The following is a 12,350-nucleotide window of genomic DNA, read 5'->3' on the forward strand; positions in this document are numbered from 1 at the left end:
TTTATTACGCTTCGTCGCCGAACCAGCAAATATTTCGGGCAGCCATAATCAGCGCCCCGGCTTTCTCATCGGTTAAGCCTTCAATATCTGACAGGTCATCAATGCCCTGCTCAGCGAGATCTTCCAGCGTACTAATACCACGCGTAGCCAGTTTAAAGGCCAGCGCACGATCCATACCTTCAAGGTTGATCAGATCGTCGGTAGGTTTCTTATCACCGAGGCTTTCTTCCTGCGCCAACGCCAGCGTGGTCAGCGCATTTTTCGCGCGGTCACGTAATGCTTCTACAGTAGGTTCATCAAGCCCATCGATTTCAAGTAATTCTTTCATCGGGACATACGCGAGTTCTTCCAGTGAGGAGAAGCCCTCTTCTACCAGAACAGTCGCGAAATCTTCATCAATATCGAGATACTTGGTGAACGTATCAATGGCTGCGTGTGCTTCAGCCTGGTGCTTAGCTTGCAGGTCTTCCACCGTCATGACATTCAGTTCCCAGCCACTCAGTTGAGAAGCCAGGCGAACGTTTTGACCGTTACGACCAATAGCCTGCGCCAGGTTACCCGCTTCTACCGCAATATCCATCGTGTGTTTGTCTTCATCAACCACAATGGAAGCGACATCAGCAGGCGCCATTGCATTGATAACGAACTGAGCAGGATTATCATCCCACAGCACGATATCAATACGCTCGCCGCCAAGTTCAGTTGATACTGCCTGTACGCGTGCCCCACGCATCCCAACGCATGCGCCAACAGGGTCAATGCGTTTATCATTGGTTTTCACAGCAATTTTTGCGCGAGAACCCGGGTCACGAGCCGCAGCTTTAATTTCGATGACTTCTTCACCAATTTCCGGAACTTCAATGCGGAACAGCTCAATCAGCATTTCCGGCTTAGCGCGGGTCACAAATAACTGCGCACCACGTGATTCAGGACGCACGGAATACAGCACCCCACGCACACGGTCACCCGGGCGGAAGTTTTCACGTGGCAACATATCTTCACGAAGAATGACGGCTTCTGCGTTATTACCCAGATCCAGCGTGATATTTTCGCGATTCACTTTCTTCACCATACCGGTGATGATTTCGCCTTCATGCTCACGGAACTGATCAACCACCATTGCACGCTCAGCTTCGCGCACTTTCTGCACGATAACCTGTTTTGCAGTTTGCGTGGTGATACGGTCAAAAGTCACTGACTCGATCTGGTCTTCTACATAGCCACCCAGATTCAGCGCAGGATCTTCGAACTGCGCGGCTTCAAGCGTGATCTCACGCGTAGGCTGGGTAACTTCCTCAACGATCAGCCAGCGGCGGAAAGTGTCAAAATCACCACTTTTCCGGTCAATGCTGACGCGAACGTCGATTTCTTGTTCATATTTTTTCTTGGTCGCTGTTGCAAGGGCTGTTTCCAGCGCTTCAAAAATTTTTTCGCGCGGAACCGCTTTTTCATTAGAAACTGCTTCAACAACAGCCAAAATTTCTTTGTTCATCCTGGGTTCGCCTCAAGCCAGACTGTTAAAAGTGGGGGACCAGGTTCGCTTTCTGAATATTACTCAGTGCGAACACTTCATCATTGCCATCGACCGTAACGGTAACCATTTCACCATCAACCTGTTTGATGATGCCCTGCCATTTACGACGGTTCTGTACCGCCATGCGTAACACCAACGCGACTTCCTCACCAAGAAAACGCGTGTAATGCGCGGCAGTAAACATCGGACGGTCAAGGCCAGGAGAGGAGACTTCGAGGTTATAAGCAACAGTGATTGGATCTTCTACATCCATAACTGCACTTACCTGATGACTGACATCAGCGCAATCATCAACAGTTATACCATTCGGACTATCAATGTAGATGCGCAACGTAGATGTACGACCGCGAACAAACTCAATACCAACCAGTTCGTAGCCCAGAGCCTCTACTGGTGCAGTAATCATCTCTGTTAACTTTTGCTCTAATGTGGACAAGCCCACCCCCAAGACATAAAAAAAGGGCGTTAAGCCCAGTTATTCTCTCGTCAGATAACAAAAAACCCCGATAAATCGGGGCTTTATATAACTGAACCCTACAAGCCGCGACTGCGACCTGGAACTATTTCCATGAGAATTTTTTTCAAAATTCCATCGTGAAAAGAACTGTCGCTCTTCACAGTATATTTGAAAAACAACTCTCAGGGAAATTGGTTGCGGGGGCCGGATTTGAACCGACGACCTTCGGGTTATGAGCCCGACGAGCTACCAGGCTGCTCCACCCCGCGTCCGAAAACGTGGCAAATACTACGCCTTTAACACAAAAAAAGCAAATTTTGCTGGGATTTGGTACCGAGGACGGGACTTGAACCCGTAAGCCCAATCGGGCACTACCACCTCAAGGTAGCGTGTCTACCAATTCCACCACCTCGGCACTTATTTCGCACAAAAGTGCGATGATACGACAACTTAGTGCGGGATATCACTGCTCGGCTGCGCTGGCGCTGCCGGTTGAGTAGTCTGCTCAGTTTGAGCGGGCTGGCTCAGATTGTCCCAGCTGCTTCCCTTGGTGGTTTTGTTACTGTTGATATTACCCAGCGCCAGGCTGATAATAAAAAACAGTGTTGCCAGCACGGCAGTCATGCGGGTCATAAAGTTACCAGAACCGCTTGAACCAAACAGAGTTGCAGAAGCGCCTGCGCCAAAGGAGGCACCCATATCAGCACCTTTACCTTGCTGCAGCATAATCAAGCCAACAAGGCCGATGGCTACAATAAGGAAAACGACTAAAAGAGCTTCGTACATAATTAACCTGTTCCTTGCGGATTTCCGCATGCCAATGCTTCTAACCAAAAAGACGTGGGTATTTGTCATTCCCCACTGAAGCGGGTGTGAATACTAACCAAAGCGCATGCACTGTGCAAGACCATTTTCTTCGCAATGATTCAATTGCAGAAAAAAGCGGCAACACGCGTAGATTTCAGCCGGTAAAGCGAGAATCTCACCTCACCGGCCGTTCATTTTCAGACCGCTTTCACTGCATCGGCTATTTGGTTAGCCAGTTGAGTCACCTGCGCTTCATCTTCACCTTCTACCATTACGCGAATCAAAGGTTCTGTACCCGATTTACGCAACAGGACACGCCCACGTTTACCCAAAGTACGCTCAACTTCTGCGGTAATTTGTTTCACGCTATCGTGCTCCAGCGGATCACCACTCCCCGCGGTATAACGGACATTAACCAGAATCTGCGGGAAGAGCGACATGCCACTGCACAAATCATGCAGACTCATATGATTGCGCACCACAGCAGCCAGAACCTGAAGACCGGCAAGAATACCGTCTCCCGTGGTGCTTTTATCCAACAGAATTACGTGGCCAGAGTTCTCCGCACCAATGCGCCAACCTTTTTCCTGCATTTTTTCCAGCACATAGCGGTCGCCAACTTTAGCCCGGGCAAATGGTATACCCAGCTGTTTCAGCGCCAGCTCCAGCCCCATATTACTCATCAGAGTGCCGACCACGCCACCCTGTAGTTTGCCCTGACGCAAGCCTTCCCGGGCAATAATGTAGAGGATTTGGTCACCATCAACCCGGTTTCCGAGATGGTCGACCATGATCACGCGATCGCCGTCACCATCAAAAGCCAGACCAAGGTCTGCGTTTTCCGTAATCACCCTGGCCTGAAGCGCGGCAACATCTGTTGCGCCACATTTTTCATTGATATTCAGCCCATTAGGTTCACACCCCATGGCAATTACATCAGCGCCCAACTCTCGGAAAACGTTTGGCGCGATGTGGTATGTTGCACCATTGGCACAATCGACAACCACTTTAAGGCCGTTCAAATTCAATTCGTTCGGGAAGGTACCTTTACAGAACTCAATATAACGCCCGGCAGCATCAACAATACGGCTGGCTTTACCCAGCATGGCCGATTCCGCGCAAGTAATCTCTTTTTCCAGTTCAGCTTCAATAGCTTCTTCTACTTCATCTGGCAACTTGGTGCCTTCGGTAGAGAAAAACTTGATACCGTTGTCATAATACGGGTTATGGGATGCAGAAATGACAATGCCAGCTTCGGCACGAAAAGTGCGGGTTAAATAAGCCACTGCCGGTGTTGGCATGGGCCCGGTAAACGAGGCAGACAAACCGGCTGCCGCGAGTCCGGCTTCCAGCGCGGATTCCAGCATATAGCCTGAAATACGGGTATCTTTGCCAATAATCACTTTTCGTGAACCGTGACGCGCCAGCACTTTGCCCGCTGCCCAGCCCAGTTTCAGAACAAAATCAGGTGTAATAGGGGCCTGCCCAACACAGCCGCGAATCCCATCGGTACCAAAATATTTACGGTTACTCATAGCGTCTATTTTCCTTCGCTGATAACGTCGCTTCCACAACCCGCATCGCCTCAACGGTTTCTTTTACATCGTGAACACGAATAATATGTGCCCCTTGCATAGCTGCGATGACCGCACATGCAAGGCTGCCGCTCAGGCGCTGATCCGGCCCCACATTCAGGAGTTGCCCAACCATCGATTTACGGGACATTCCCACCAATAGTGGCAAACCGAAATGATGCAGTTCAGATAAACGCGCCAGCAGCTGATAATTGTGACTCAGATTTTTACCGAAACCGAAGCCGGGGTCGAGTAACAATTTGTCTTTCGCGATGCCTGCGGCTTCACAGCGTGCAATTTGTTCCGTCAGGAAATGCTCTACATCCTGAAAGACATCATCATAACGCGGAGCCTCCTGCATAGTACGAGGTTCACCCTGCATATGCATCAGGCAAACTGGCAGCCCGGTTTCTGCCGCAGCTTCTATTGCACCCGGCATAGTAAGAGAGCGGATATCGTTAATCAGATGCGCACCTGCACGCGCGGATTCCCGAATAACCTCAGGCCGAGATGTATCCACCGAAACCCACACTTCGAAACGTTGCGCAAGAGCTTCAACCACAGGAATAACACGGGCAAGTTCTTCTTCAGCACTCACTAAAGCGGCACCAGGACGGGTTGACTCGCCCCCAACATCCACAATAGTCGCCCCGGCGTTAATCATCAGGTTGGCATGTTTTACAGCTTCATTCAGGGTATTGTGCTGGCCGCCATCAGAAAAAGAATCTGGCGTAACATTTAAAATCCCCATGACATGAGGATGCGAGAGATCAAGTGAAGTCCCCTGAGCAAAGAGTTTCATGTGATTACCTTCGGAATAACGGGTTACAAATGAGAAAACCCCGGCAGGCCGGGGTTTACAAATTACAGCAAAACGGGATTATTTATCACCAGCCTGCTCTGACATGGGATTTCCAGGCTTATTGATATCCGGGTCATCCACTGGTTTTGGCGCTGTTGGCGTACCAGAGGTATTGTCAGTGTTGTTGCTGGCATTCGGGTCTTCCCAGCCTGCCGGTGGGCGCACATCACGCCGGGCCATCAAATCATCAATCTGCGGTAAATCAATAGTTTCATATTTCATTAACGCATCTTTCATAGCATGGAGGATATCCATGTTATCGTTAAGGATTTGACGGGCACGGTTGTAATTACGCTCAATCAGTGATTTCACTTCCTGATCGATAATACGAGCAGTTTCGTCTGACATGTGTTTCGCTTTAGCCACACTGCGGCCAAGGAACACCTCGCCATCTTCTTCCGCATACAGTAACGGCCCCAGTTTTTCTGAGAAGCCCCACTGAGTAACCATGTTACGAGCCAGGTTAGTCGCAACTTTAATATCGTTGGACGCACCGGTTGAAACATGTTCAACGCCGTAAATTATCTCTTCTGCCAGACGGCCACCGTACAATGTCGAGATCTGGCTTTCCAGTTTCTGACGGCTGGCACTGATTGCATCGCCTTCAGGCAGGAAGAACGTTACACCTAATGCGCGACCACGAGGAATAATCGTTACTTTATGTACCGGGTCATGTTCCGGCACCAAACGCCCAATAATAGCGTGGCCCGCTTCATGATATGCGGTTGATTCTTTCTGAGCTTCGGTCATCACCATCGAGCGACGTTCTGCGCCCATCATGATTTTGTCTTTCGCTTTTTCAAATTCAACCATGGACACAACGCGTTTATTGCCACGAGCAGCAAACAAAGCGGCTTCGTTCACAAGGTTTGCCAGGTCTGCACCGGAAAAACCCGGTGTACCGCGGGCAATAATTGCGGCGTCGATATCCGGAGCCAGTGGCACACGGCGCATATGAACTTTAAGGATTTGCTCACGACCACGCACATCAGGCAGCCCAACAACAACCTGGCGGTCAAAACGGCCTGGACGCAACAAAGCCGGGTCCAGAACATCCGGGCGGTTAGTCGCTGCAATGACGATAATGCCTTCATTGCCTTCAAACCCATCCATTTCAACCAGCATCTGGTTCAGTGTCTGCTCGCGTTCATCATGACCGCCGCCCAGACCAGCACCACGCTGACGCCCCACAGCATCGATTTCATCGATAAAGATAATGCAGGGCGCTGCTTTTTTAGCCTGTTCGAACATGTCACGGACACGGGAAGCACCCACACCTACAAACATTTCGACAAAGTCAGAACCTGAAATGGTGAAAAACGGCACTTTTGCTTCACCGGCAATAGCCTTGGCAAGCAAAGTTTTACCTGTCCCTGGTGGGCCAACCATCAGCACACCTTTCGGGATCTTACCACCTAATTTCTGGAAGCGGCTTGGCTCACGGAGATATTCCACCAGTTCACCAACTTCTTCTTTCGCTTCGTCACAACCCGCGACATCGGCAAAGGTGGTTTTAATTTGATCTTCCGTCAGCATTCGCGCCTTACTCTTGCCGAACGACATGGCACCTTTGCCACCACCGCCCTGCATTTGGCGCATAAAAAATATCCATACCCCAATTAGCAAAAGCATTGGGAACCATGAAATAAAGATCGTTGCCAGCAGGCTTTGTTCTTCTGGTGGTTCGCCAACAACCTTCACGTTCTTGGTAAGCAGGTTATCAAGAAGTTTGGGATCGTTTACGGGGATATAAGTCGTGTATCGGTTACTATCTTTCTTGGTAACGGTAATCTCACGTCCGTTGATACGCGCTTCACGAATCTGATCCTGATTGACCTCAGACAGGAAGGTAGAGTAATCCACCCTGCGGCCATTAGACTCGCTGGGCCCAAAGCTCTGGAATACTGACATCAGCACAACGGCAATGACCAGCCAGAGTATTAGGTTTTTCGCCATGTCACTCAAGGGATTAACCTCATATTACAACTGTGTTAACAAACAGCGTCAGGGTACTATAGTTTACGCCCGGTCGCTACAATGTACACTTCACGTGAGCGAGCACGCGAAGCGTCCGGCTTACGAACTTTAACACTCGTAAACAGGGAGCGAATTTCCCGCAGGTACTCATCGAAACCTTCGCCCTGAAATACCTTCACTACAAAACTACCACCTGGTGCCAGAATATCACGACACATTTCTAACGCCAGTTCCACCAAATACATAGCACGGGGAATATCAACAGCAGGTGTTCCGCTCATATTAGGTGCCATGTCGGACATGACAACCTGAACTTTTTTATCACCTACACGTTCAAGAAGTGCTTTCAGGACTAATTCATCACGAAAATCACCCTGAAGGAAGTCCACACCGACGATTGGATCCATAGGTAAAAGATCGCAGGCAATGATACGACCTTTTCCGCCGATTTGACTTACCACATATTGCGACCACCCACCGGGTGCCGCACCAAGGTCGACAACCGTCATACCCGGCTTAAAAAGTTTGTCACCTTGCTGTATTTCATCAAGTTTAAACCAGGCACGGGATCGTAACCCTTTTTTCTGTGCCTTCTGAACATATTTATCGCTAAAGTGTTCCTGCAACCAGCGGCTAGAGCTGGCAGAACGCTTTTTACCTGTCATTTTATAATCCAGTCGGGTTCATCTTCCGCGAGCGATATCAAAAAGCGCACGGCGATTTGGCTATAATCAGGAGATGGCGGTAGAATGTCCCGTTTTCAATCCCAACGTAAGCAAAAAACGATGAATCTGAGTACAAAACAAAAACAGCACCTGAAAGGTCTCGCGCATCCGCTCAAGCCGGTAGTCCTGCTTGGCAATAACGGTCTGACCGAAGGGGTGCTGGCCGAGATTGAACAAGCGCTGGAGCACCACGAACTGATCAAGGTTAAAGTTGCCACAGAAGATCGTGAAACGAAAACTTTGATAGTGGAAGCCATCGTGCGGGAAACCGGAGCCTGTAATGTACAGGTCATCGGTAAAACGCTGGTGCTTTATCGCCCATCCCAGGAACGTAAAATTTCGCTGCCTCGTTAACAAAAAGTGCAATAGTCATCTGCATTTTTATAACGCAGGCCGAGCAAAATGACACGCTCCCTTCATGGTTAAAAGGCCGCATTGCGGCCTTTTCCATTCTTTACAAAACCGTTATATCCAGCGTAGCAGAAATCAGAGGTATTCTACCTTGATGATTTCAAATTCAACTAACCCACCAGGGGTGTTAATTCCTACGATATCATCGGCTTCTTTGCCAATCAGCCCGCGGGCAATCGGTGAGTTAACAGAGATAAGATTCTTTTTAAAATCTGCCTCGTCGTCACCAACAATGCGGTAAGTCACCTCTTCTTCGGTATCAAGATTCAGTACTGTTACCGTTGAACCGAAGATAACCCGACCATTGTTAGGCAACTTGGTTACATCGATAACCTGCGCATTAGACAGCTTACCTTCAATATCTTTGATACGGCCTTCACAAAAGCCTTGTTGCTCACGCGCGGCATGGTATTCGGCATTTTCCTTTAAATCACCGTGCTCACGCGCTTCGGCGATGGCTGCGATGATCTCCGGACGGCGAACGCCCTTCAGAAACTCAAGCTCTTCGCGCAATTTTTCGGCGCCACGTAAAGTCATCGGAATAGCTTGCATATTATACCTCATTATAAAAAAACGCCCCGGACACAAGGGCCACAATTGGCCGCCCAACCGGAGTACTGCCCGAAGAAACTCTGCATTCACCGGGCCAGAAACAAAAGAAAACTACCCCGAAGCAAAGCTTCAGGCTAGTCGTATTTCGCATTTTGATACGTATTTTAACCTGGAGTTCCCTGGGGGTCATCGTTTACTTTACAGGGGATTGCACCGTAGTATGACGGCACGTTTCCAGGTTTTAATGCCAAAAATTATGCGATTTTTACGTTTAGCTGTTGGACTGGTTTTATCCTTCGCCTTAGAGGCTCAGGCTGCAAATGTTGACGAATACGTCAAACAACTCCCACCAGGCGCTAACCTCGCGCTTCTGGTGCAAAAAGCCGGTTCAGATACACCGCTTATTGATTACCATGGCCAACAGATGGCGCTACCCGCCAGTACTCAGAAGGTGATAACGGCTCTCGCAGCCCTGTTATCGCTCGGCCCTGATTACCGTTTCACAACAACCCTTGAAAGCCATGGAAACATCAATAACGGGATTTTGCAAGGAGACCTTATAGCGAGGTTTACCGGCGACCCGACACTGAAACGCCAGCAGTTGCGCAATATGGTAGCCAGCCTGAAAAAGGCGGGAATAGAAAAAATTCAGGGAAATATCTTAATTGATACTTCAGTATTCGCCAGTCACGATAAGGCCCCCGGATGGCCGTGGAATGATATAACGCAATGTTTCAGCGCCCCGCCTTCTGCGGCTATCGTCGATAAAAATTGTTTCTCTGTATCGCTTTCCAGTACCCGCCCGGATGAAACAGCGACGGTACGCCTGGCATCATATTACCCTGTTCATGTATTTTCTAATGTGCGCACACTTGCCCGTGGTTCTGCAGATGCCAAATATTGTGAACTGGATGTCGTCACGGGTGACCTGAATCGCTACACACTGACAGGCTGCCTGACTCAGCGTGAAGACCCATTACCTTTGGCGTTCGCTGTACAGGACGGAGCCAGCTATGCAGGTGAAATACTCAAAGATGAGTTGAATAGTGCAGGCATAACTGTGACCGGAACGTTGATTCGCCAAACCCGCCTGAACCAGCCGGGGCAGGTTTTAGCCTCAACGCAATCCGCCCCGCTTCATGATTTACTTCGCGTGATGCTGAAAAAATCTGACAACATGATTGCTGATACTGTTTTTCGTACCATTGGGCGGGAAACTTTGGGTGTCCAGGGAACCTGGCGTGCAGGTGCAGATGCTGTTCGCCAAATCCTGAAGCAGAAAGCGGGTATTGATTTAGGGAACACTATTCTGGTGGATGGTTCGGGTTTATCACGTCATGACCTGATTTCGCCTTCAACCATGATGCAAGTGCTACAATTTATTGCCAAAAATGATAATCAGCTAAACTTTATCTCAATGCTGCCACTGGCAGGCCATGATGGCTCGCTACAATACCGGGCCGGGCTGCATGAAGCCGGGGTAGATGGGAAAGTCTCAGCAAAAACAGGATCATTGCAGGGTGTTTATAACCTTGCAGGGTTCATTACTACGGCATCCGGGCAACAGTTGGCGTTTGTTCAGTATCTTTCTGGTTATGCCGTTGAACCCGGCGACCAACGTAACAGAAGGATACCGCTGGTACGCTTTGAAAGCCGACTCTACAAAGACCTCTATCAGAATAACTAATTATGAAATTACTCATTGTTGAAGACGATTTACTGCTACAAGAAGGACTGGCTCTGGCACTGAATGGCGACGGGTATGCTGTTGATACTGCTGCGACAGCCAGCGATGCAGACGCACTGATTCAAAGTGGAGAATACAGTCTGGTGATTCTGGATCTTGGGCTGCCCGATAAAGATGGTGCAACACTACTCAGTCAATGGCGCCGGCGAGGGCTGAAAACCCCGGTATTGATTCTGACTGCAAGGGATGCACTGGAAGACCGGGTCAGTGGCCTTGATGCAGGAGCAGACGACTACCTGGTTAAACCCTTCGCTCTGGCTGAATTACAAGCCCGTGCCCGGGCGCTTATTCGCCGTTACCAGGGGCACAGTGACAACCTGTTGCAACATGATGACCTCACATTAAATCTGCAGACGCAACAAGTGTTACTGCAAGGTAACGCGGTGGAAGTCACTCCCAAAGAATTTGCTTTGCTGACCCGTCTGATTATGCGAGTTGGTCAAACTGTTCACCGGGAAACACTTCAGCAGGATCTCTATAGTTGGCAGGACGATCCTGGCTCAAATACTCTTGAGGTTCACATTCACAATCTGCGGCGCAAACTGGGTAAAGAACGCATCAAAACTGTTCGTGGCGTCGGTTATCGCCTGGAGAACCGGGTATGAACAGTATGCGTCGGCGTTTAATGGCAATGCTGGCGTTGATTTTTCTTTTCTTTCAACTTGTCAGCGTGTTGTGGCTGTGGCACGAGAGCCAGGAGCAAATTGGGTTCCTGGTTAATGAAACGCTGTCCGCCCGGGCACGCAATCAGCATGTGGAAAAAGAGATCCATGAGGCCATAGCCTCATTGTTAGTTCCGTCACTGGTGATGGTTGGCTTTACACTGTTTTTTTCCTTTCTGGCTGTTACCTGGATTATCCAGCCTCTCAATAAACTCAGCCGTAGTCTGGTTAACCGCTCCGCCGATAACCTCAGCCCGTTGCCCATGTTTTCCGAGATGGAAGAGATGGTGGCGGTCACCACGGCACTCAATCAATTGCTGTCCCGGCTGGAAAGTACCATCCAGCAAGAGCGATTATTTACCGCCGATGCTGCCCACGAATTACGTACCCCACTGGCCGGTATCCGTCTCCACCTTGAGCTTATGGCTCAGTCCGGAAATAAGCAGGCTGATTCATTGATCCAGCGCCTGGATCAACTGATGCATGTGATTGAACAGCTGTTAATGTTATCCCGGGCAGGTCAAGCCTTAGCCAGCGGGCATTATGATACGCACCAGTGGTGGAAAGATATTATCGAACCACTTCAGGAAGAAATGACCGAGATGGCTGAGCGGCATGATCAGCGGATACTTTGGCCTGAAGATAAGGGGCTCTCCGTACAGGGGGACCCGGTATTATTACGGTTGCTGCTGCGTAATCTGCTGGAAAATGCCTGGCGCTACAGCCCACAAGGGAGTTGTATCGAAATACGATTACAGGAAGAAAACAACGGCGCACATCTCCAGGTGCTGGATGAAGGGCCTGGAATCGACGAGGCACACCGGAAAACGATTACGGAGCCATTCAGGCGTCTTGACCAACGCTATGGTGGTAGTGGGCTTGGGCTCAATATCGTTCGGCGTATTGTGCAACTGCACCGGGGGAAATTGCTGATTGATAACCGCGCCGACAGCCAGGGTCTGGATGCAGGTTGCTGGTTCCCGGCTCGCATTGACTTAAGCTGATACCACAGAGCCGAAGCAAAAAAGTAAGGCCGGGAAAC

At 49.6% G+C, this 12,350-nt stretch carries 12 protein-coding genes and 2 tRNA genes; 4 read left to right on the forward strand and 10 right to left on the reverse strand.

Annotated features, from left to right (window positions below; genetic code table 11):
- Positions 1-4: 4 nt before the first annotated feature.
- From nusA to rlmE, 9 genes are all read right to left on the reverse strand, one after another.
- The gene (nusA, locus tag DT73_RS05035) at positions 5-1,492 is read right to left on the reverse strand and encodes a transcription termination factor NusA (protein ID WP_036104847.1); all 1,488 of its coding nucleotides are present in this window, start codon (positions 1,490-1,492) and stop codon (positions 5-7) included.
- Between the two features lie 25 nt (positions 1,493-1,517).
- The gene (gene rimP, locus DT73_RS05040) at positions 1,518-1,970 is read right to left on the reverse strand and encodes a ribosome maturation factor RimP (protein WP_036105136.1); all 453 of its coding nucleotides are present in this window, start codon (positions 1,968-1,970) and stop codon (positions 1,518-1,520) included.
- A gap of 213 nt (positions 1,971-2,183) precedes the next feature.
- Positions 2,184-2,260: transfer RNA gene (locus tag DT73_RS05045), tRNA-Met, on the reverse strand.
- A 59-nt stretch (positions 2,261-2,319) separates the two neighbouring features.
- Positions 2,320-2,406 (reverse strand) — tRNA-Leu (locus tag DT73_RS05050).
- Between the two features lie 35 nt (positions 2,407-2,441).
- Complete coding sequence (gene secG / locus DT73_RS05055; protein WP_036104849.1) at positions 2,442-2,777, reverse strand: preprotein translocase subunit SecG; 336 nt, start codon at positions 2,775-2,777, stop codon at positions 2,442-2,444.
- Between the two features lie 218 nt (positions 2,778-2,995).
- On the reverse strand, positions 2,996-4,333 hold the full coding sequence (gene glmM, locus DT73_RS05060; RefSeq protein ID WP_036104851.1) for a phosphoglucosamine mutase: 1,338 nt from the start codon (positions 4,331-4,333) through the stop codon (positions 2,996-2,998).
- Positions 4,326-5,174 (reverse strand): dihydropteroate synthase, encoded by an 849-nt coding sequence (gene folP, locus DT73_RS05065; protein WP_036104854.1) that lies wholly within the window; start codon positions 5,172-5,174, stop codon positions 4,326-4,328. The genes glmM and folP overlap by 8 nt, the downstream gene beginning before the upstream one ends.
- Before the next feature lie 78 nt (positions 5,175-5,252).
- The gene (gene ftsH / locus DT73_RS05070) at positions 5,253-7,190 is read right to left on the reverse strand and encodes an ATP-dependent zinc metalloprotease FtsH (RefSeq protein WP_036104857.1); all 1,938 of its coding nucleotides are present in this window, start codon (positions 7,188-7,190) and stop codon (positions 5,253-5,255) included.
- Between the two features lie 56 nt (positions 7,191-7,246).
- Positions 7,247-7,876, reverse strand: a complete 630-nt coding sequence (gene rlmE, locus DT73_RS05075; protein ID WP_036104859.1) for a 23S rRNA (uridine(2552)-2'-O)-methyltransferase RlmE — start codon at positions 7,874-7,876, stop codon at positions 7,247-7,249.
- A gap of 120 nt (positions 7,877-7,996) precedes the next feature.
- On the opposite strand from rlmE, the gene yhbY reads away from it, so the two are divergent.
- Positions 7,997-8,290, forward strand: coding sequence for a ribosome assembly RNA-binding protein YhbY (yhbY, locus tag DT73_RS05080; RefSeq protein ID WP_036105139.1), 294 nt, complete (start codon positions 7,997-7,999; stop codon positions 8,288-8,290).
- Between the two features lie 132 nt (positions 8,291-8,422).
- Here yhbY and greA read toward each other — a convergent pair whose 3' ends face one another.
- Positions 8,423-8,899 carry a transcription elongation factor GreA gene (gene greA / locus DT73_RS05085; RefSeq protein ID WP_036104862.1) on the reverse strand — a complete coding sequence of 159 codons (477 nt, stop codon included), beginning with the start codon at positions 8,897-8,899 and terminating at the stop codon, positions 8,423-8,425.
- Positions 8,900-9,155: 256 nt separating this feature from the next.
- Here greA and dacB point away from each other — a divergent pair, with 256 nt between their 5' ends.
- The 3 genes from dacB to pmrB are packed head-to-tail and all read left to right on the forward strand — an operon-like array spanning position 9,156 to position 12,312.
- The gene (gene dacB, locus DT73_RS05090) at positions 9,156-10,586 is read left to right on the forward strand and encodes a serine-type D-Ala-D-Ala carboxypeptidase (protein ID WP_036105142.1); all 1,431 of its coding nucleotides are present in this window, start codon (positions 9,156-9,158) and stop codon (positions 10,584-10,586) included.
- A 2-nt stretch (positions 10,587-10,588) separates the two neighbouring features.
- Positions 10,589-11,251, forward strand: coding sequence for a two-component system response regulator PmrA (gene pmrA, locus DT73_RS05095; RefSeq protein ID WP_036104865.1), 663 nt, complete (start codon positions 10,589-10,591; stop codon positions 11,249-11,251).
- Positions 11,248-12,312: a two-component system sensor histidine kinase PmrB gene (gene pmrB / locus DT73_RS05100; RefSeq protein WP_036104867.1), complete on the forward strand. Its 1,065-nt coding sequence runs from the start codon at positions 11,248-11,250 to the stop codon at positions 12,310-12,312. The genes pmrA and pmrB overlap by 4 nt, the downstream gene beginning before the upstream one ends.
- Positions 12,313-12,350: the final 38 nt, after the last annotated feature.

It is taken from the genome of Mangrovibacter sp. MFB070 (genome assembly GCF_000705335.1).
Lineage (GTDB): Bacteria > Pseudomonadota > Gammaproteobacteria > Enterobacterales > Enterobacteriaceae > Mangrovibacter > Mangrovibacter plantisponsor.